Source organism: Chloroflexota bacterium (assembly GCA_016197225.1).
Lineage (GTDB): Bacteria > Chloroflexota > Anaerolineae > Anaerolineales > VGOW01 > VGOW01.
Map to the genome: position 1 here is coordinate 1 of JACPWC010000026.1, position 21,421 is coordinate 21,421.

A 21,421-nucleotide genomic window follows, 5' to 3' on the forward strand; every position below is an offset into this window, starting at 1 on the left:
TCATGGAAAAATGATAAATGACAAATGGCAAATGACGATGCTTGTCATTTGTCATTTTGCATTTGACATTATCTTTCGAGTGGCCGCCAGCACTTTCTCTTCAGCTTCGGCCAGCGAGATGTTCTTGAGGTTCGCGCCCGCCGCCGACACGTGCCCACCGCCGCCAAACGACTGGGCGATCTTGGCAACGTCCCAGCCGGGCCGCGCCCGCCAACTCACTTTGACTTCGTCCTTCTCGTGCTCGACGAAGATCAGAAAGACATCGGCTTCGTTGATGGTAGTCAGCACGTTAATCAGGTCGGCGTCGCCTTTGCCGTTGTAACCCACCGCTTGCTTAATTGACAACGGGATCGTCGTCCAGGCCAGGCCGTCGCTCAAGGTCGCGCGCGCCAGCGCCTGGCCCCACAACTGCACGGCGTTGAACGAGCGGCGGTTGAGGGCATGATCGTAAATGCGCGGCAGGTCGGCCCCGGCGGCCATGAGTTTTTGAGCAGTCGTCAGAACTTTAGCGGTAGTGTTAGACGTGCGAAAGCCAAGTGTGTCCGAGACGACGCCGCACAGCAAACACTCGGCGGCCGGCCCGGTGAGCGGCAGGCCAAATTGCGGGAGCAGGTCGAAGATGATTTCGGCAGTGGAAGCCGCCTCCGGCGTCACAAAATTCAGGCGGCCAAAGCCGGGGTTGGTGGCGTGGTGATCAATGTTGATGTCCGGCGGCTGGCCCAGCGCCTCGGCCGGTTTGCCGGCCCGGCCCAGGTCGGCGCAGTCGAGGGTGATGACCAGATCGAATGGCTCTTTGGCGCGGTTGGCGACCTCGGCGCTGCCCGGCAGGAAGCGAAACGTGTCGGGGCAACCGTCGGCGCTGACGGGGAGCGTTTCTTTGCCGCACGCCTTCAGCGCCCAGTGCAAGCCGAGTAATGAACCCATCGCGTCGCCGTCGGGCGAAACGTGGGTGAGAAGCAGAATGCGTTGGGCGCTGGCGATCAGGGCGCGGGCTGTTGGTTGAGGTGTCACGAGGCAGTAGTTTGTCAAACGTCAAACGAGAACTTACCCTTGACGTTTGTCGTTCGCGTGCTTGTCGCGGGCTGTGCCCGACGTTTCACTTTTCAAATCATCCAAAACATGTGCGATCTTCTCGGCGTGATCAGGCGCATGATCCCAGTGAAAGATAAGCTGGGGCGCGTTACGCAATTGCACTCGGGTCGCAATCTCGCGCCGCAAAAAGCCTTTGGCCCCCTCCAGCGCCGCCATGACTTCTTTCTCGGCGGCGTTGCCGTCGGCGCGGCACACCCAGACGTTGGCGTAAGCCAGTTCACGATCCACGCCCACGTCGGTGACAGTGACAAGTTTGAGGCGCGGGTCGGCCATCTCCCGAGTCAGCAGATCGCCGATCTCGGCCCGAATCCGGTCAGCCACACGTTTTTGACGCACTTGATTTGCCATCTGGTTTGATCCACGAAAACACACGAAGGAACACGAAGTTATTTTCTTGGTGAAACTTCGTGTGCCTTCGTGGAAAGCGTTTATTCAACCTGCTCTTTGGTATAAAACTCGACCACGTCGCCGGGCTTGAAGCTTTCGAAACCGTCGAGGCCGATGCCGCACTCGAAGCCCTGCCGCACCTCGCGCACGTCGTCCTTGAGGTGCTTGAGCGACGAGATTTTGCCCTCGAACAACTTTTGCCCGTTGCGGACCACGCGGGCAGTGGCGTTGCGGCGCGCTTCGCCGTCGCGAATGTACGACCCGGCAATGTTGCCCATCCTGGGAATGCGGAACACCTGGCGCACCTCGGCCTTGCCGATCAGCACATCTTTGTATTCGGGGGCCAACATGCCCTTGAGCGCCTTTTCGATGTCTTCGGTCAAGCGGTAGATCACGTCGTACAACCGGATCGAGACGCCCTCTTTCTCGGCCAGGCGGGTGGCGGCCTGGTCGGCGGTGACGGAGAACCCGACGATGATGGCTTTGGAGGCCGAGGCCAGCAGCACGTCGTTCTCGGTGACGTTGCCGGTTTCCCCGTAGAGCACGTTGACTTTGATGTCGTCGGTGCCGAGTTTTTCGATGGAGTTGACGATAGGCTCCAATGAACCTTGCAGATCGGCCTTCACCACCAGTGCCAGTTCCTTCGTCTCTCCGGCCTGGAACTTGGCAAAGACCTGATCCAGGCTCATGGCCTGCGCCGGTTTGGCCGCCGCTTCCTTGGCCGCCAGCCTGCGCTCTTCGACAATGACCCGCGCCTCACGCTCCGACTCGACCACCCGGAAAATGTCGCCCGGCACGGGCACGTCCGACAGGCCGAGAATGGAGACGGGCGCCGAGGGCGGCGCTTCGGTGATCACCTGGCCGTGATCGTCAAACATGCGCCGGATGCGGCCATGCACCAGCCCGGCCACCAGCGCGTCGCCGGTGCGGAGCGTGCCGTTTTGCACCAGCACCGTCGCCACCACGCCCCGGGCCTTGTCCACTTCGGCTTCCACCACCGTTCCGGCGGCTGAGGCCTGTGGGTTGGATTTGATCGGGCTTTCGTCGGCGGTGAGCAGGATGGCTTCGAGCAGGTCGTCAATGCCCTTCTTTTGTTTGGCCGACACCGGAACCACCATCGTGTTCCCGCCCCAATCGTCGGGCGTCAACTCAATGTCTGTGAGCTGTTGCTTCACCCGATCCGGGCTGGCGTTGGCCTTGTCAATCTTGTTGAGGGCGACGATGATCGGCACGCGGGCGGCTTTGGCGTGCGCCACCGCCTCGCGAGTTTGGGGCATCACGCCGTCGTCGGCGGCCACCACCAGCACGGCAATGTCGGTGGCTTGCGCGCCGCGCGCCCGCATGGCGGTAAAGGCCTCGTGGCCCGGCGTGTCGAGGAAGGTGATCTTGCGGTTGTTATGGAGAATCTGGTAAGCGCCGATGCGCTGGGTGATGCCGCCGGCTTCCCCGGCGGCCACGTTGGTCTTGCGGATCACGTCGAGCAGGGAAGTCTTGCCATGATCGACGTGGCCGAGAATGGTGACGACCGGAGGCCGGATCACCAGATCGTCCGCCGCCTCTTTTTCAATCAGCTTGCGCCACTCGACGGTAGGCGCCTGCTCTTTTTCGGGGGCAACTTCCGGGGCGGCTTCGGGCTGGGCCTCGTAGCCAAATTCGCTGATGACGATGGCGGCTGTGTCGTAATCAATCTGCTGGTTGATGGTGGCCATCATCCCGTTGGACATCAATTGCTTGATGATGTCAATCGGGCTGGCTTTGATGGTGTCGGCCAACTGTCGTACGGTGACAGTGGTCGGGAGTTCAATGACTTTTCGCCCGGTGTCGCTCATATCGCACCTCCGTGGGATCAAGGCACGAGTGAGGCTGGCCGGGCGCCAAAGCAACTCAGCCTGGGGCTACACTCGCGGCATTGAATAAGCGGCTCATAAAGTTATTCCGGCAGGGTCAAGCTATAAGCGCGGAGCCGCTCGCGCTCGTCCGGGGTCATCGTTGTCTTCAACGCGTGTTCCAAAAGCGTCCCGTCTTTGAGAGCAATTTCCCAGCAACGGCGGCGGTCGTGCAAGTAAGCGCCGCGCCCTGATCGTTTGCCTGTCGGGTCAATCTCTGTTCCTTCGTTCGTTCGCACCAGTCGAATCAGCGAGCGCTTGCTCAAGACCTCGCGGCAGGCAATACACGTTCGCTGGGGCGGCCTGCGTCGGGGCGAAGCCATCGCGCTATTCCGGATCGCCCCAGCCCGTCAGACGGCTGGACTTGCGCTTCTTCGTCGTAACGAAAACGCCCAGGTCTTCGTCGTACGTCACCTCACGTGTGACCTTGCCCTTCTTTTTGCCTTTCTTCTTCTTGCCGGTTGGCGAGGTAGCATCCTCTTCCTCTCCATCCTCGTCGCCGATCAATTCTTCGATGGTTTGCTCGACTTCGACTTCGGGGCCGGCCACGACGGCTTCGGCAGCCTCGCCCTCAATCGCCGGGGCAACCGCCACTGCCGGTTCGGCCATTTCTTCGGCAACAGCTTCGGGCTTGGTCGGGGTTTCGGGCGCGGATTCCGGTTCGGGCATCTGGACGGCGGCCAAACCGGTCTTAAGTTCTTCCATTGACTTCGGGCCAAACCCTTCCAGGCCCAGAATGCGATCCTCGTCAATCGCCATCGCTTCCAGCACCTGGCCGACCGTGTCGTAATCGCCCTCGCGCAAAAGCTTGATGATCTTGTCGGGCAGGCCGGAGTCCTGGAGTTTGACTTGGTAAGCCGCCGGGTTGATGGTGGCCCGGATGGCGGCCACCTTTTGCGCCTTCTCGGCCCGAACCGCCTGCCGCCCCTGCGCCTGAAGCTTCTCGTGCGTTTCCACGAGTTTGCTCAGATTGGTGTATTCCTCGGGCATGATGGGCTTGCCCTCGGCCTTCTTGGTCAGCGTCAGCTCGGCCTGATCCAGTTGCGGCATGAGCTTCTCGGACAGACCGGCGTTGGCCCGCAACTGCTTGATGGTTTCGCCCGCCGCCTCGGTGACGCTCTTGATGTCAATGCGCCAGTTGGTGAGCTTGGCCGCCAGCCGCGCATTCTGGCCTTCGCGGCCAATCGCCAGCGAGAGTTGATCGTCCGGCACGACCACCGTGGCCGTCCGCCCGTTGATCGGGTCGTCGTCGAGATACACGCCCGACACGCGGGCCGGGCTGAGCGACTTGGCAATGAAGGCCGCCGGGTCGCTGTTCCATTCGATCACGTCAATCTTCTCGTCGTTGAGTTCCTTGACGATGGACTGGATGCGGACGCCGCGCATGCCCACGCACGCGCCCACCGGGTCCACGCCTTCCTGCAAGGCGGCCACGGCCACTTTGGAGCGGTGGCCCGGCTCGCGAGCAATGGATTTGATCTCGACCAGGCCGTTGTAAATTTCCGGCACTTCGTTTTCGAGCAAACGCCGGAGCATATTTTTGTGAGTGCGCGAGACGATGATCTGCGGCCCGCGTGAACTCTTTTTGACTTCCAACACGTAGGCGCGCAATTTGTCGTGGGCGCGGTAGCGCTCGCCCGGCACTTGCTGGTTGCGCGGCATCACCGCCTCGGTGCGGCCCAGCCCCAGGGTTACATTTTGGGGCGACACGCTCTGCACCGTGCCGTGAATGATGTCGCCCTCGCGGCTGGCATATTCCTGATACTGGCTCTCGCGCTCCGACTCGCGCAGGCGCTGGAGGATCACCTGCTTGGCCGTTTGGGCCGCAATGCGCCCGAAGTTTTTGGGCGGCGTGGACTCAACGGTGATCATGTCGCCCAGTTTGATCTCCGGGTCCACCTTCTGCGCGTCGTCGAGGGCGACTTCGGTGCGCACGTCCACCACCTCCTCTACGACCTCTTTTTCGGCGTAGATGCGGAACGACTCGGTGTTCATGTCCACCTGAGCCACTACGTGCTGGGCGGTCGAGGCGTTGACCTCGCGGCGGTAGGCCGACACCAGCGCATTCTCAAGCGCTTCGATAATAACCTCGCGCTTCAGTTTGCTGTGTTCGGCGATTTCGTTGAAGGCGAGGGTGAACTCACTTTTCATTGGACTAGCTGTTCTCCAGAATCAATTGTTGGGCGAACTGTCAATTCGCCCTACAAAACAGAAAAGTGGGGGTTGCCCACTTTTCGTTGACTTCTAATAAGTTGAACCCGGTACTGGTCAGGATTATAAGCATAGGCCCGTGAAGTGTCAAGCAATTCGTCGAGGGCAACGATTAAGTTGCTTCAAGCCCGCGTCCTCGCGGGCTGTCCGCGAGGACGCGGACGAAGAGCGACGACGGTGTCAAGCAATTGAGTCAAGGGCGACGATTTCTTTATCGGCGCTCGTCCGGCGCTTCACTTCCGCGCCGCCGGCCTTCAGGCTTTTGTCGCTCACTGTGATCCGCACCGGCAGACCGAGCAGGTCGGCGTCGGCGAACTTCACTCCTGCCGACTCGTCGCGGTCATCGTACAACACCCGTTTGCCTTTCATCAGCAGTTCGGCGTAAAGCTGGTCGGCGGCGGCCGCCGTTTCGGGCGCTTTGCCCAGCTTGACGAGATGATAGTGAAACGGGGCAATGGCTTCCGGCCAGACGAGACCGGCCCCGTCGCGGTGAGTCTCGATGATGGCCGACAGCAATCCGTCCACGTCAATCTCACAGGTGGAAACCGTCAACGGTTGTGGGCGGCCTTCAGGTGAGAGGGCCGTGGCCGCCGACTCCCACTGGCGGCAACCGCCCAGGCGGAAAGCGCGAGTCTCGCGGAGGGAACCGGTCTTGCAATCGCCGCAGTGCAGGCCATCCACCGGCAGGGCCACGTTGGCGATCAGGGTGGCCGAAAAATCGCGCGGGTAGTTGACGTTGACGAAGTGATAGCCCGCTTCGTTTGCGCCGGCGGCGTAGTTGGCGCTGGTGTGAATAGAGTCGTCGGCGATGACGGTGACAAACGTTTGCGAACGGTCGGCGGGCGAGGGGGCAATGTGCAGGCCGCGCGGCGAGGCGTAGCCGGGCGTCGCGCCCGCGTCGTCGATCTCCGCTTCGGTGGCCGGGCGCAGCGGGCCACCGCCCAGGACGCGCTGCACTTTCTGTTCGCTCACGTCCAGGTCGCCGCGCACGACGACGAAGATAAATTCGCGCTCGTCGTAGATGCACATCAGGGCTTTGAGCGTCCGGCATTTGGGAATGTTGAGGAAAGTGGCCAGGGCGGCGATGGTGTTGCAGTTTGGCGTCGCCACTTTTTCTATTAACAAGGAAGTTACGTCGGTGTCACCGCACGGTTCGACGATGAACTCAGCAGCCCCGGGGGTGGCGGCGTGACCGCAGGAATCGCATTGCAGGAATGCCTCCCCGCCCTGGTCGTGAGTCAAAACAAAGTCAATGCCGGAGTCGGCTTCGATCTCGGTCAGCTTGAGATCGCAATTGGCGAAGGCGCGGGCGCAGGCGGCGCGCAGGGTTTCAAAGTCGGCTTGCAGGGCGTAGCCGCGAACGGTTTTGCCGGCGCTGTAAAACACTTTGGGCAGGTCGCGGTACGAGTTGATGTCGCGGCGCGACATTTCGGCCACCAGCGCTTCGGCGTCCATGTCGGGCGAGGAGAACTCCTGCCCGCCCGCCGCGTCGAGTTCGGCGCGCAGGACGTTGAGCAGGCGCTCGCGCGTCCGCCAGCCCAGCGGCAGGTATATGTCGCCCACGCTCGTGGGGCGGAGCAGGGCGGCGCGGAGGGCGAGTTGGCGTGAAGCCGGCCCGGCGCCTGCTGGAGCTTCGCGAAGGGTTTTGCCGAAGAGATGTGAGAGGCGCATAGCGATTTTGGATTTTGGATTTTAGATTTTGGATTGTCTTCAATCAACAATCCAAAATCCGCAATCTAAAATCGTCACAGGTTGGCAAAGAAGTGAATGTACGACTCGATGCCCCGATAGAAATTGGGCAGGTGGAATTTTTCGTTGGGGGCGTGCAGGTTGTCGTCGGGCAGGCCGAAACCCATGATGACCGAGTCCACGCCAAGAATCTCTTTGATCTGACTGACGACGGGTACGCTACCGCCTTCACGCCGGAAGACGGGTTTGACGCCGAAGACGGTTTCCAGAGCTTTGGCCGCCGCTTTGGCCCCAACCGAGTCGCGTGGGGTGAGGATGCCGGGGCCTTTGCCAAAGGCTTTGAGGTCCCAGGTGACGGTTGGCGGTGTGTTCTTCGTCAGGTACTCACGCAGTTGCGCTTCGACTTCTTCTGGGTCTTGATCAGGCACGAGGCGCATGGAAATTTTGGCCATGGCTTTGCCGGGCAAAACGGTCTTGCTGCCTTCGCCGATGAAGCCGGAGTAGAGGCCGTTGATTTCGAGGGTGGGGCGCGCCCCGGCCCGCTCGACGGTGGTGTAACCCTTCTCACCGAAGTGCATGGGCGGGTTGCCGGCCTCTCGCAGTGACCGGGGTTCGTCGTAGGGGATGCGGGCCATGTCGGCGCGTTCTTCGTCGGTGAGTGACCGTACCCGGTCATAATAGCCGGGCAGAGTGATGCGGCCATCCTTGTCGTGCATTCCGGCGATGAGTTCACACAAGGCCTGGGCCGGGTTGAGGAGGGTGCCGCCGAACGTGCCGGAGTGCAGGTCGTGCTCCGGGCCGCGCACCCAAAGCTCAAAGTAGGCCAGGCCGCGCAGGCCGTAGATGATGGCCGGCAGGTCGGGGCGAAGGATGCCGGAGTCGGCGTTGAGCGAGAAGTCGCACTTGAGCTTGTCCTTGTTTTCGGTGATGAGCTTGCCCAGGTTGGGCGAGCCGATCTCCTCTTCGCCCTCGATGAGAATCTTGACGTTGCAGTTCAGGCCGCCGCCGTGTTGCAGGGAGGAGGCAATGGCGGCCAGGAAGGCGATGTCCTGGCCTTTCATGTCGGACGCGCCACGACCGTACAAGTTATCCCCGCGCACCGTCGGTTCAAACGGATCGCTGAGCCACTCGTTCAGCGGGTCAACCGGTTGAACATCGTAATGGCCGTACACCAGCACCGTCGGCTTGCCCGGCGCGTTCAGCCACTCGCCGTAAACCACAGGATGGCCGTCGGTGGGCATGATCGCCACCTGGCTCATGCCCATCGTCCGCATGATGTTGGCGACGTATTCGGCGGCGCGCAACATGTGGGGCTTGTGATCGGGCAGGGTGGAGACGCTGGGGATGGCGACGAAGTCTTTGAGTTCGCGCAGGACGTAGTCTTTGTGGACGCGAACGTGGGCGAGGGCAGATTCGAGGCTGAACATGAAGGCTCCTGGGTTGGATTGGAAGTGGACTCATTATACAAGCAGAAACCCGGTTTCCGCCGACTCGTGTCGGGGAAACCGGGTTTCTTTGAAAAGCGGCTTTCAGACCGACGCGGTTTCCGCGTAGCGTACCGCGTCGGTCTGAAGTGAAAGTTTACGGCGGTGTCTGGAAGTTTCTGGCCGCCGACCACTCGCTGAACTGCCCGGCGGCGTTGACGGCCCGCACGCGCCAGTGATAGGTAGTGTTAGAACCAAGCGCCGCCGACGGAATGTAGGACGACTGATTGCTCCGTCCACTGAAGCCACGCCCCAGCAAGGTGGCGAAGGTCGGGTTAGTTGAAAGCTGAATCTCGTAGTAATCCGCCGCCGGGCTGGAGTCGTTCCAGTCGAGCGTGGGCGGCAGAGTCACAACGGCGGCGTTGAGAGGCGAGACCAGCACCGGCACGCCGGGCGGGTTGGCGCTGTCGAAGTGGCGGACTCGCGACCAGTCGCCAGAGCCATGCAAACCGTTGGCCCGCACCCGCCAGAAGAGCAGGGCACTGCGCGGCAGGTCGGTCGGCATCACGTAAGCCGACGGCGAGATGATCTGGTTCAAGACGAACGCCGAGAAATTCTGCTGGGTGGAGATTTGAAGGGTATACGAGGTGGCTCCAGTCACATTTGCCCAGTCGAAGAGCGGGCGGGTGGTAGGCACAGCGCCGTTGTTGGCCGGGAAGTTGACACCGGGCGGCACGACAGCAGTGTAAAGAGTTCGTGTGGGCGACCAGTCACTGCTCTGGCCCGCCCCGTTGAAAGCTCGGACTCGCCAGTAGTAAGTCTTGGCGGGAGCGAGAGGCGTTGCAAAAGTGTAAGTGGACGGTGTTGTGATTTGATCGAGAAGCAACGAAAGGAAGTCGCTATTGTCGTCAACCTGAAGTTGGTAATGGTCAAGGCCGGGCGACGAATCGGCCCAATCCAAAGTCGGGGTGTAATCGGTCGTCAGGCTGTTGGCGGCTGGGATGAGGAGAGACGGAATGTTTGGCACGCCGGTACAAGTGTAGATGCGGACATCATCTACCAGCCAGTTCAGGTCGCCGCCGATGAAATCAGTGCCGAAGCGCCAGCGGAAGCGAACATTCTGCCCGACGAGTGAACTGAGATTGTAGCGTGAGGAGACGTAACCGTGGCTGTTGGCCACAAAGGCATCCCTACCCGCCAGGGGGTTGCCGAAAGTGCCAGCGGCGGCAATTTTGCCGCCATAGTTTTTACCGTCGCTGAAGAGTGGTTTGGCATCGAACCAGGTGGAACCGTTGTCAGTGCTGTACTCCACTATGCCGCCGTCCCAAAAAGAGGCGCCACTATCTTCAAAGCCAAAGCTGTGCTTGAAATGCAAGAAGGCATTGGCCGACAGATTTGGTTCATCAGCGACCATGGCTGCAAAAGAATTGGCAAAGTCGGTATGACTGCTGTATAACTCGAAGAGGCCGCTGGCGGCGTAATCCGTGGACCGGCTCCAGGTGGCAGGGCCGCTTATGGAGCCAAACGTCCAATTGTTAGGAATGCTGGCTTCCAGGTCGTCGAAGAAGAGAGTGCTGTTGAGCGCCATGTTCGTCGGGCAGAGAGCGGCCTCGGGGTTGAAGTTGGCAACCGGTTGACTGTTCATCTGCACTGCGTCGGCGGCATCGCGCACGGACTGGCAATCTTCGTTGGTGATGCCCAGCGCGCCGCCCACGAGAGAAGCGCAGGCTTGCGAGAGGGCGTAATACAAGTCAGTGTAGTCCGCGCCCGAAGTGAGCAAGTCAGTCTGAACTTTGTAATAGATGGCGGCGACTTTGGGGATGCCGAGGCCGGTGACGGTTTTGCCATTGAAAGTGCCGCCGTCGGTCATCAGATAAACGGCCTTGTTGTTGACGCCGCTGTTGGTGTGGACGCCGCCGTTGTCACCAGCGCCTTTGTAGTAGAGCGAACTGGTCATCTTGTCCGGGTCGCCGTTAGCAGGCGGGTTCTTCATGTCGCGGATTGCGCCGAGGCCGGAAACATCTTCGCCCATTTTCCATCTGACCGAAGCGGTGTCAGTGCCTGCGCCGTTAGTCAAGTCAACAAACTCGCCCCAGACATCGGAGAAGGATTCGTTAATTGCGCCCGACTGGTAATAGTAGAAGAGGTTGGATTCGTAGTCGGTGACGCCGTGGGTGAGTTCGTGGGCGACGACATCGTCGGCCAGCGGGAAGCCGTAGGCGTCGCCGTAGACCATCTGCTGATATTGGCCGCTCCAGAAGGCGTTGGCGTAGCCGGATTTGTAGTGGACGGTCGAAACAATTGCCATTCCAGCATTGTTAATGCTGTCTCGATTATGATAGGTAGTATAGAAGTTGTCAGTTTGATGAGCATGGAGGTGGGCAGCGTCGGCATGAGGATCAGCGCCATTAGTGCATAAGAGTTGATTTTGACTGCACAGAAAGTTGCCGGGCACCGTAGCGCCATTATTGGCTGTATAAGTGAGTGGACTAGGCAGTGACCCCTCGAATGCACCCATGTCACAGCGAGGACCTTGTGGTCGAACAACCCCTCGCTGATCTGTAGAGAGACAGGCGATATCACTGTTGCCGGGCGTCGTGGGATTGCCCGAGTCAATTGCTAGACTGCCTGCTAGAAGGGCGTGTGTAGGAGTAGGGCCTCCATTATCTTGCAGTGGTCCTAGTGCGAGATTAATTGGGTTGTCAGGAGTACCGATGTGATCACCGGTTGTTGTACCAATATCACAGGCAGAAGCTCCAACAAGGTTATAACCAGTAGAGATCATGCTATAGGGGCCTAAGGAATAATCATAACAATCTGGGCCTTGCAGAGCTGTATTCTTAGCTAAGATAGAGTTCTGTAGCTTGAGAGGGCCATAAAGATAAATGCCCCCGCCCCAAGAAGCTGCATTATTGGCTAGCGTACTATTAATCAAAACGGTTCTACTATTGCTCTGATTGAAGATACCACCACCCATAGATGATGCAGTGTTACTACTGATGGTGCTGTTTCTCAAAATAATTGAACCGCCTGCTCCGGAAACACCGCCTCCATCCTTGCTACTGTTGTTGCTAATAACAGAATTGCTTACGGTTAAGTTGCCCTCGTTATAGATACCCCCTCCTGTGTAGATCGATGACCCGTTTCGGATAATGAATTGTTCAATTCGAGTTGTTACGCCGCTATAGACTCTAACGCCTCGTCGCATTCCCTCCCCATCTATTATGGTTGCCCCGTTTCGTTCGGTAAACGATGTGCTCCAGCCGCCAAAGAGGCGAACGTTTTTATTAAGCAACGCCACCTCGGTGCCACTGTTTTTGTAAGTTCCGCTTGCTACTAAAACAAAGTCATCAGCCACAAAGTTGCTTTTTCCTAGTACGCCGTTTATTGAGGCGCATGGTGTCACTGGTGTTTGACAATCATTTGCATCATTTCCTTCAGAGGACACATACCAATTAGCTATATTGGTCAATGAAAAATCAACTGGTGAAGCAACGCCATTGACAGTTGCTGTAACCGTATAACTCCCTTGCAATCCATTAGCTGAGAATATTGCTGCTGTGGCCAGGCCACTATCATTCGTTGTTGCTATGGTAGTAGATGTGCCGCTATTTATGAACATCCCGCTGGGACCATTTGTTGGTGCCGAGAATGTAATTGTGTTGTTGCTTACCGGGCTGCCAATATCATCCATTACTACTGCCCAGAGAGGCATCTCGAATGCACTTAGAGGAGCTGTTTTTTGTGGTGTGCCACTGTAGGCGGAAATGCTGGCCGCCAATCCAGGTGCGGTGTATTCATAAGCGCCAATGTCGCACCGCCCAACTCGAGACACTCCCCTTTGATCATTATTGAGTGTACCTGTACTACCCACACAGCCGGTTGGATTTCCGGCATTTATTGCTGGACTTCCTGATATTAGAGGATGATAGCCTGGCGTGCCAATTAATGAACCAATGTTTGCATTGATATTGGTCAAGTCGCCAGTTGTGGATGTAAAGCAGGGCGAGGCATTTCCAATAAGATTGTACCCTAGAGAACTGACAGGGCCGTAACAATCTACCGAGATACTGCCGCTAGCTGTATTGCCGGCAAGGATGCTGTTTCTTAAGGCTACATTACCAGAACTTACATAGATCCCATAAGGATCGTTGTTGCTGATGGTGCTACTGTTCAATGTTATATTGCTGTCGGAAAATTCGCTATAGATACCACCTCCACGAGCAGAAGTGTTGCCGCTGATAGTGCTGTTATTCAAAACCAGAATGCCGTTACTGTTATATATGCCACCACCTCTATCGCCTCCTGTATTGTTGCTCACTGTGCTGTTGTTTAGTGTCATCTGGGTTCCGCCATTAGCGATACCTCCTCCATAATAACCGGCGGAGTTACCCGTGACGGTAACGTTGTTTAAGGTCAGAGCGCCGCTACTGTAAATGCCGCCCCCCAAACCACCTGAGGTTCCAGTATTGTTTCCAACAATTGTTGTGTCGCTTAGGATTAGAGTGCCGTTGTTGTTAATACCACCACCAAATGATGCAACACCGTTCTGGACGATAAAATGGCCGATTGCAGAGGTTGTTCCGTTAATGAGACCGATGCCTTGTTTAACCTTCTGCCCATCTATCGTACTCATGCCGCTCTGAGTGGCGAAAGCCGCATCCCACCCTCCCGACAGCGTCACACTCTTATTCACCAACACCACTTCCGTTCCCGTCCCAGTGTAAGTCCCCACCGCCACTTTTATCGTGTCGCCGCTGGCCGCCGCCTTGCCAATCGCGCCGTTGATGGTGGCGCAAGGCGCGCCCGTCGTCGTGCAGGAGTTGGAGTCGTTGCCAGTGGTGGCAACGTAAAGCGTGGCTGGGGCTTGCATCAACGGATTGTAAGTAGTGTGTGGCGTTTCACCCCATGCCGCATCAATCTGATTGAAATGCAGGCTGATGCCGCCGGTGTGAGCGTTCACCAGCACCAACTCGTCAATCGGCTGTAAGTCGGTCGCCGTCACCTCCATGCGCCACACCAACTCGGCAGGGCGGGTGCTGGGCTGGAGCAAGCGCTCGTCGTAAATCCACAGTTGAGGCTCGGTCGTTGTCAGGTCGGCGGGAGTCAACTCGTACCACTTGGCGGCGGCTTCAAGTGTCGTCGTGCGCGCCTGCTCGATTGTGATGCCGGGCGTGACCGAGAGCGACGGCTGGGGCGAGACTTCGCCGCTCATCGAGAGCAGGTTGCCCACCTCATCGGTGCCCACAATCATCTCCCCGGCCAGCACCGGAATGCCCTGATAGACTTGCTGATAGCGAATAAAGGCCGGGCCGCTGGTTGAGGCAGGCGCTTCCATCACCTGCAATTCTTGAGCGGGGTTGCTGAGGCCGAACTCCTGGCCGTAGACGCTGAGGGCGGCCAGGGCCTTGCCTTCGGCAGTCGTCGCTTCCTGAGCGCCGGGGATGGCGATGGCTGAGCCGGGCTGGGCGGCGAGAAAGCGAAGCTTGCCGGTCTGATCGTGGTAGGCGCGTTGGGCGTCGTCGGCGGGCGGGGGGAGTTGAGGGGGGCCGGATGGCGTGTCGGCCAAACCGGGCGCAACGGTTGAGGCGCCGATGATGACGGCCATGAGCAGGGAAGTGAGTTGTGAGAGCAGGCGGCGATGGGGGGCCATAGAGAATCCTTTGCGGTAAGTGAATCGAAGGCTAACTTGTTATGGCGTGGTGAAGGTTCTTGGCGCTGACCACTGACTGAATTGCCCGGCGGCGTTGACGGCCCGCACGCGCCAGAAGTAGGGCGTGCCCGGGCTGAGCGCGGCTTGCGGGATGTAGTTGGACTGGTAGGCCCTGCCACCGAAGCCGCGCCCCAGGAAAGTTGAAAAGGTTGAGACAGTTGAGATCTGAATCTCGTAGTAATCAGCGGCGGGGCTGGAATCGTTCCAATCGAGCGTGGGTGGCGGAGACACAGTGGCGGCGTTAGCGGGTGAAACAAGCACCGGCACGCTGGGCGGGTTGGCGCTGGAGAAGTGACGGACGCGCGACCAAGCACTAGGACCCCCAGGCCCATTCGTCCGTACCCGCCAAAACAGCAGTGTGTTGCGTGGCAAATCTGTTGACATCGTATACGCCGATGGTGTAACGTTCATATTTAAGACGAGGGCGGTGAAGTTCTGGTTGACGGAGACTTGGAGAGTGTATGAGGTGGCTGTGCCTACATTGATCCAATCAAATAATGGGCGGGTGGTAGCTGGCACATTATCAGTTGCAGGAAAATTTATGGGGGGTGATGCTAGCTCATATTCGTATGAGCCAATGTCACAGGCGGCGCCATGGGGTCGGATAAAGCCTCGTTGGTCAGTGGTAAGGAGGCCAGTGCTACTATTGCACCCTAAGGGGTTACCGGCGTCAATAGCCGGACTACCTGGTAATAAAGCAAATGTGCGTGTAGGGCCGCCATTATCCTGCAACGGGCCAAGAGCGGGGTCTACACCTGTTTGATCACCGATGGCTTGAATAAAATTGCAATTCGATATGTCTTTGATGATATTGTATCCTGCTGAGATGATTGACCCCGGTTCGGAAACATTTGGCCCCCAACAATCAGGGCCGCTTGAAATAGCGAAATTATCTGCGATGATGGTGTTTCGCAGGGTGATAGAACCAAAGTGTATCTCTATACCGCCGCCGGTAGTTCCTGCGTTATTGAATATTGTGTTGTTGTTGAGAATTACGGTCCCTCCATCATTGCGAATACCGCCATACTGATTGCCAATCAAAGTGTTGTTATCGAGAATGGCAGTCCCCGTATTCTCAATCCCGCCACCTGTAACTTGAGTATGATTGCCAATAACAAGGCTATTAACAAGAGTTAATGAACCAGCATTAAAAATGCCTCCCCCAAATTCAAACGCAGAATTCTGCTCGATAGTGCTATTGGTAATCGTTAGTTTGCCGGAGTTGTAAATGCCGCCTCCATCGAAGCTTGTTCCACTGCTTCTGATTTCACTCAAATCCAATGATAAATTGCCCTTATTCAAGATGCCGCCACCGCCCTCGGACGGTATTGCGCCACCATTAGCATTGCCAGTGTAGACGATAAGGCGATCTGCGCTGACAGTTACTCCCTCATTTATCAAAATTGCTCTGCGCACGCTTTGCCCATTAATTGTTGACATCCCATTCTGTGCCGTAAAATTGGCATCCCATCCGCCAGACAGTGTCACATTCTTGTTAATCGTGACCACTTCTGTGCCCATTCCTGTGTAAGTCCCCACAGCTACTTTTATCATGTCCCCGTTTGCCGCCTTGTCAATCGCGCCGTTGATGGTGGCGCAAGGCGACGCTAGAGTCACACAGGAGTTAGCATCGTTGCCAGTGGTAGCAATGTAGAGTGTAGATGGTGCGAGGGCGATGTTGGCGGGTTGGGTTGGCGAGACGGCTAAACCCGGTGTGAAATTTGCGGCCCCAATCACAACTGCCATCAACAGAGAGAATATCGGTGAAATCAGATTCGAGATGCGGGTCATGGAGAACCTCTTTCGTTAAGCCAGATTAGGACTTGCTAAGGCGTGGTAAAGCTCCTCACTGCCGACCAGTCGCTGAACTCCAAGCCAGCGCCGCTGTTCTTGACGGCGCGCACGCGCCAGAAGTAAGGCGTGCCTGGGCTGAGCGCGGCTTGCGGGGTGAAGTTGGACTGGTAGGCCTTGCCACTGAAGCCGCGCCCCAGGAAGGTGGCGAAGGTCGAGACAGTTGCGATTTGCACTTCGTAGTAATCGGCGGCGGGCGACGAGTCATTCCAGTCGAGCGTGGGCGGCGGAGACACAACGGCGGCGTTGGCGGGCGAGACGAGCACTGGCACGCTGGGCGGGTTGGCGCTGAAGAAGTGGCGGGTGCGCGACCAATCGCTGGGGCCGTGAATGCTGTTAGCCCGAACACGCCAAAAGAGGAGGGTGTTGCGGGGCAGGTCGGTCGGCATCACATAAGCGGACGGGGAGATGATCGAGTTCAAGACGAACGTCGAGAAATTCTGTTGGGTGGAGATTTGGAGGGTGTAAGAGGTGGCTCCAGTGACGTTGGCCCAGTCGAAGAGGGGGCGGGTTGTGGGTGAGGTGTTGCCGTTCGATGGAAAGTTCAGTGTAGGAGCTATGAAATTATATTCATACGCGCCAATGTCACAGCGCCCGCCCTGAGGCCGGGGCATGCCGCGCTGGTCGGCAGTCAGCGGATTGCCCTGAGCATCTGTACAGCCCGCCGCACTGCCGGCGTCTATGGCTGGACTGCCGGATAGCAAAGCATGAGTGAGCGTGTGGCCGCCATTGTTGGCAAGCGGCCCCAAGAGCGGATCATTGCCGCCCACGAAGCTGCAAGTGTTGTCTTCAATAATGTTGTTGCCGCCGTTAGTTATTGAGCCGGCGCAGTCTCCGCCCGAAACGCTGTTAGCAATAATGGTGTTGCGAATAGTTACAGCGGCGATAGATGCAATGCCGCCTCCGTAGAAAGCGCTGTTGTTGGAAATAGTGCTATTGTTGATAGTCATCGGCCCAGCGCCGGTAGTGGCAATCGCGCCGCCGCTGCCGATTACCGGGTCGGCAGTGTTGCTGGAGAAGGTGCTGTTAGTAATGTCAATTGTTCCGCCATTGCTATAAAGTCCGCCGCCGTTCACTGCTGAGTTGTTGTAAATTGCACTGCTATTTACCCGGAGTGTGCCTTGATAGCTGTAAATTCCGCCGCCATCATTATAAGTTGTTGAATTGTTGGAAATACTGCTGTTGTTAACGGTCAATGTGCCATTGACATTCATAATGCCCGCGCTGCCGTTGTATGCAGAATTGTTCGTGACAACACTGTTGTTGATTGTCACAACGCCCCCATTATTTCCAACACCGCCACCACTGCTCGCGCTAGTTCCGTTAGCAGAAATAAGACTGCTCGTAATCGTTATTGTGCCTTTACAGAGTTGCCGGAGATAGTACTGTTGCTGATCGTTAGTGCGCCTGAACTGGCGATGGCCCCACCCATGTTGTTGGCGCTGTTGCCAGTGAACGTGCTGTTAGTGACGGTCACCACAGGGGCGTTGCCATTCGTTCCGATGGTGAGACCGCCGCCGTTGTAGGTGTCGTGGTTGTTGGAAAAGGCGCTGTCCGTTATAGTGGCTGTGCCGCTCAACACGGCCAGGCCGCTACCGCCATTATTTGAGAAGGTGCTGTTGGCAACGGTGAGCGTCGGATCGCCATGCGCAACAAGGCCGTCGCCGCTGTTGTTTGAGAAGGTGCTGCCGGTGACAGTGGCGCTGCCAAAAGTGACGGCGATGCCGTAGCCGCTGTTGTTTGTGACTGTGCTGTTGTTGACGGTCAGCGTACTGCTGACGCTGTGAAGGCCGCCGCCCACGCCGCCGGCGGTGTTATTGGAGAGAGTGGCGTTTGCAATCGTGAGTGTGGCGCTGTTGCTATAAATGCCGCCTCCCATATATGCCCCCGTGTCGCCTTTGCTCACGGTGACGGAGTTGAGCGTCAAATTGCCGCCTGTGTCCAAGTAGAAAATGCGGAAGTTGGGCGCGCCATTGCCGCGCGTGATCGTCGCGCCGTTGCCATTGATAGTGATTGAACTGGTAATGGCGGGGAGACCGTTGCCGCCGAGACTGACAACAGTGTTGTCCACTGCCGTCAGTGTGTACGTTGACCCGGTTGCCAGCGAAATCGTATCCGCGCCGCTTCCGGCAGGGCAGTCGGCGTGCGTGGCCGCGTCAGTATTGGCATTAACAATGGCCTCAATGAGCGAGCATTGCCCGTCTGCGGCTACCACGACTATTCCATTTGCCACATTGATGGTCGCCGCTTGAACTGTTGAGGCGGTAAAGACAACGAGAAGCGCAATCAGCCCAACTATCGAGATAGATCTGCGAAGCATTGACAAGTATCCCCAAGCCATTTCCAAGTGTGTATTCTTTGGAAGTGTAAAGGATTTTGGTCAAGAAACAAAGCGACTTTGCCTCATTTTTCATAGGCGTTTGTCACGAGTCAGATTAAAAAATTCACCGAAATAGACGAACTTTCAATTCTGCGCTAAACTCCGGCCTAGTTATGTCCTCTGAAGCCCCTCCCGTCCGCCGCCAATATCTCGAAATCAAAAAGCAGTACCCGCACGCCGTTCTCTTCTTCCGGCTCGGCGACTTTTACGAAACGTTCGACGCCGACGCCGAACTGGTAGCCCGCGAGTTGGACATCGTCCTCACCAGCCGCGAGTACGAGCGTGACGTGCCCATGGCGGGCGTGCCGCATCACGCGCTTGAAAGTTACCTGGCGCGGCTGATCGCCAAAGGCTATCACGTCGCCATCTGCGAGCAGATCGGTGACGAGCCAATCAAGGGCCTGTTTCCGCGACAGGTGACGCGGGTGGTGACTCCCGGCACGATCCTCGAGCCGGGCATGTTGACCGAGACGCGCAACAACTATCTGGCCGCGGTGCTGGTGGACGCCAACCGCGCCGGGCTGGCCGTCGTGGACATCACCACCGGCCACTTCACCGCAACCCAGTTCGACTCGCCCGAAGTTGCCTCGCTGATTCGCCACGAACTGGCCCGTCTCTCACCTGCCGAAATCCTGATACCGGAAAGCGCCAATAACCAATTACTAATAACCAATCTCCCTCCAACTTCCCTCGCCCCCCACAAATTCGATCCAGCATTCACCCGCCAACTCCTCCTCGACCATTTTTCTGTCTCGACTCTGGCCGGCTTTGGCGTCGATCACCAACCTCTGGCGATCCGATGCGCGGGCGCGATCCTGCAATACCTCAAGGACACGCGGCCCAATGCCCTCAATTTGCTGGTTGGCCTCTCGACGTATTCCACTTCCGAGTTCATGCTGTTGGACGCGGCCACGCGCCGCAACCTTGAACTGACCGAAACGATTCGCGGCGGGCAGACTCGCGGTTCACTGCTCGGCGTGCTGGATAAAACGATTACGCCGATGGGGGCGCGCTTGCTGAGAGTCTGGGTGAGCCAGCCCTTGCTTAACTTGAGCGAGATCAATGCCCGGCTTGATCACGTGGACGCTTTGCACAAAGACGGCGTGACTCGGGCCGAAGTGCGCGTTGCCCTCAAACCGTTGGGCGATCTGGAACGGCTGGTGAACCGGGTGCTCGGCGGCACGGCCACGCCCCGCGACGCGGGGGCCATTCGGACGGCGTTGGCGGCCACCCCGGCGTTGAAGGCTAATCTTCAATCTTCAATTCTCCAATCTCTAAGCTCTCAAATCGATCCTTGCCCCGACATTCTCTCCTTGTTGCAATCGGCTCTCGCCGACGACGACCTGCCCTCCAATCTTGATCACCCCGGCGTCATTCGCCCCGGCTGGTCGGCGGAGTTGGACGGGGTGATGCAGGCCTCGAAGGGCGCACGCGAGTGGATCGCCGGGCTGGAGAAGACCGAGCGCGAGCGCACCGGACTCAAGACGCTCAAGGTTGGCTACAACAAAGTGTTCGGCTACTACATCGAGATCAGCAAAGCCGCCGCCGTCAACGCGCCCGCTGACTACATCCGCAAGCAAACGCTGGTTAACGCCGAGCGCTTCATTACCCCCGACCTCAAAGAATACGAAACGCTGGTGCTCAACGCCGAAGAGCGCATTCTGGAAATTGAGGCCCGGCTGTTCAAGGAAATGTGCGCCCAGATTTCGGCGCAAGCGGCGCGATTGCTCAACACGGCGCGGGCGCTGGCGCGACTGGACGTGTTTGCCTCGCTGGCCGAAGTGGCGGCGCGGAACAATTATGTGCGCCCGACGTTGGTTGAAGGTGGAGAATTAGAGATTAGAGATGGGCGGCACCCGGTGGTGGAGCAACTGCTGGCGTCGGGCGAGCGGTTTGTGCCGAATGACATCATCTTTGAATCGGGCGAGTGCGTGCGCGTCATCACCGGCCCGAACATGAGCGGCAAAAGCACGTACCTTCGGCAAGTCGCATTGATCGTGCTCATGGCGCAAATCGGCAGTTTCGTCCCGGCAGAGGCGGCTACCATTGGGTTGGTGGATCGAATCTTCACCCGCATCGGCGCTCAGGACGAGATTCACGCCGGGCAGTCCACCTTCATGGTCGAGATGGTGGAGACGGCCAACATCTTGCACCACGCCACTAACCGCAGTCTGCTGGTGCTGGACGAGATCGGGCGCGGCACGAGCACCTACGACGGCCTGTCGCTGGCTTGGGCTATCATCGAATACATCCACAGCCACCCGCGCCTGCGGGCCAAGACTCTGTTTGCCACGCATTATCACGAACTGGTGGATTTAGCGAACCTGCTCCCCGGCGTTCGCAACTACAACGTCGCCGTCACCGAAGACCCGGCGGGCGGCCACGTGGTGTTTCTGCACCGCATCATCCCCGGCGGCGCGGATCGGTCATACGGCATTCACGTGGCCCAAATGGCCGGCCTGCCCAGGCCGGTCATCAACCGGGCGCAGGAGATTCTGGGCACGCTCGAAGCCTCGTCAGGCAAAGCGGTGAAGACCGAGCCGGAAGCCCAACAGCAGATCGCCCTCTTCCCCGAAACGAATCCGTTGGTGGATGAATTGAAGTCGCTCGACATCTCGTCGCTCACGCCGCTGGAGGCGTTGAATAAGATGTACGAGTGGCAGAAACGGTTTGGCGAAAAAAAGTAAGGCTCTTTCGGATTTAACATGAAAAGAAATTGGGACGCAGATTCACGCGGATAAACGCAGATTTCTTTTTTATCAGCGAAAATCTGCGTTCATCTGCGTCC

General features: G+C 58.1%; 12 protein-coding genes. 1 reads left to right on the forward strand and 11 read right to left on the reverse strand.

Features of this window, described 5'->3' with window-relative positions; all coding sequences use genetic code 11:
- Window positions 1–51: 51 nt before the first annotated feature.
- The 11 genes from HYZ49_04920 to HYZ49_04970 all read right to left on the reverse strand — a co-directional run bounded on the left by HYZ49_04920 (window position 52) and on the right by HYZ49_04970 (window position 18,573).
- Window positions 52–1,011 carry a bifunctional oligoribonuclease/PAP phosphatase NrnA gene (locus HYZ49_04920; protein MBI3241617.1) on the reverse strand — a complete coding sequence of 320 codons (960 nt, stop codon included), beginning with the start codon at window positions 1,009–1,011 and terminating at the stop codon, window positions 52–54.
- 33 nt (window positions 1,012–1,044) lie between these two features.
- A complete protein-coding gene (gene rbfA / locus HYZ49_04925) occupies window positions 1,045–1,428 on the reverse strand; it encodes a 30S ribosome-binding factor RbfA (GenBank protein MBI3241618.1) in 384 nt (127 codons plus the stop codon).
- A 92-nt stretch (window positions 1,429–1,520) separates the two neighbouring features.
- Complete coding sequence (gene infB / locus HYZ49_04930) at window positions 1,521–3,308, reverse strand: translation initiation factor IF-2 (GenBank protein ID MBI3241619.1); 1,788 nt, start codon at window positions 3,306–3,308, stop codon at window positions 1,521–1,523.
- A 101-nt stretch (window positions 3,309–3,409) separates the two neighbouring features.
- Window positions 3,410–3,688 (reverse strand): YlxR family protein, encoded by a 279-nt coding sequence (locus tag HYZ49_04935; protein MBI3241620.1) that lies wholly within the window; start codon window positions 3,686–3,688, stop codon window positions 3,410–3,412.
- Between the two features lie 4 nt (window positions 3,689–3,692).
- Window positions 3,693–5,516, reverse strand: a complete 1,824-nt coding sequence (gene nusA / locus HYZ49_04940) for a transcription termination/antitermination protein NusA (GenBank protein MBI3241621.1) — start codon at window positions 5,514–5,516, stop codon at window positions 3,693–3,695.
- A 240-nt stretch (window positions 5,517–5,756) separates the two neighbouring features.
- Window positions 5,757–7,247: a hypothetical protein gene (locus HYZ49_04945; protein MBI3241622.1), complete on the reverse strand. Its 1,491-nt coding sequence runs from the start codon at window positions 7,245–7,247 to the stop codon at window positions 5,757–5,759.
- Between the two features lie 74 nt (window positions 7,248–7,321).
- Window positions 7,322–8,692 carry a dipeptidase gene (locus HYZ49_04950; protein MBI3241623.1) on the reverse strand — a complete coding sequence of 457 codons (1,371 nt, stop codon included), beginning with the start codon at window positions 8,690–8,692 and terminating at the stop codon, window positions 7,322–7,324.
- A 154-nt stretch (window positions 8,693–8,846) separates the two neighbouring features.
- The gene (locus HYZ49_04955; protein MBI3241624.1) at window positions 8,847–14,342 is read right to left on the reverse strand and encodes a M4 family metallopeptidase; all 5,496 of its coding nucleotides are present in this window, start codon (window positions 14,340–14,342) and stop codon (window positions 8,847–8,849) included.
- Window positions 14,343–14,381: 39 nt separating this feature from the next.
- Entirely contained in the window at window positions 14,382–16,193 is a 1,812-nt protein-coding gene (locus HYZ49_04960; protein ID MBI3241625.1) for a hypothetical protein, read from the reverse strand.
- A 35-nt stretch (window positions 16,194–16,228) separates the two neighbouring features.
- The gene (locus HYZ49_04965) at window positions 16,229–17,449 is read right to left on the reverse strand and encodes a right-handed parallel beta-helix repeat-containing protein (GenBank protein MBI3241626.1); all 1,221 of its coding nucleotides are present in this window, start codon (window positions 17,447–17,449) and stop codon (window positions 16,229–16,231) included.
- A 155-nt stretch (window positions 17,450–17,604) separates the two neighbouring features.
- Entirely contained in the window at window positions 17,605–18,573 is a 969-nt protein-coding gene (locus tag HYZ49_04970) for a right-handed parallel beta-helix repeat-containing protein (protein MBI3241627.1), read from the reverse strand.
- Window positions 18,574–18,746: 173 nt separating this feature from the next.
- Between HYZ49_04970 and mutS the strand changes: the two genes are divergently transcribed.
- Window positions 18,747–21,320: a DNA mismatch repair protein MutS gene (mutS, locus tag HYZ49_04975; protein ID MBI3241628.1), complete on the forward strand. Its 2,574-nt coding sequence runs from the start codon at window positions 18,747–18,749 to the stop codon at window positions 21,318–21,320.
- The last annotated feature ends 101 nt before the right edge of the window (window positions 21,321–21,421 follow it).

Excerpts from the sequence above, each read along its gene's own strand:
- infB (MBI3241619.1), bottom strand. The coding sequence starts at position 3,308 with ATGAGCGACACCGGGCGAAAAGTCATTGAACTCCCGACCACTGTCACC.
- HYZ49_04935 (MBI3241620.1), bottom strand. The coding sequence starts at position 3,688 with ATGGCTTCGCCCCGACGCAGGCCGCCCCAGCGAACGTGTATTGCCTGC.
- nusA (MBI3241621.1), bottom strand. The coding sequence starts at position 5,516 with ATGAAAAGTGAGTTCACCCTCGCCTTCAACGAAATCGCCGAACACAGC.
- HYZ49_04945 (MBI3241622.1), bottom strand. The coding sequence starts at position 7,247 with ATGCGCCTCTCACATCTCTTCGGCAAAACCCTTCGCGAAGCTCCAGCA.
- HYZ49_04950 (MBI3241623.1), bottom strand. The coding sequence starts at position 8,692 with ATGTTCAGCCTCGAATCTGCCCTCGCCCACGTTCGCGTCCACAAAGAC.
- HYZ49_04955 (MBI3241624.1), bottom strand. The coding sequence starts at position 14,342 with ATGGCCCCCCATCGCCGCCTGCTCTCACAACTCACTTCCCTGCTCATG.
- HYZ49_04960 (MBI3241625.1), bottom strand. The coding sequence starts at position 16,193 with ATGACCCGCATCTCGAATCTGATTTCACCGATATTCTCTCTGTTGATG.
- HYZ49_04970 (MBI3241627.1), bottom strand. The coding sequence starts at position 18,573 with ATGCTTCGCAGATCTATCTCGATAGTTGGGCTGATTGCGCTTCTCGTT.
- mutS (MBI3241628.1), top strand. The coding sequence starts at position 18,747 with ATGTCCTCTGAAGCCCCTCCCGTCCGCCGCCAATATCTCGAAATCAAA.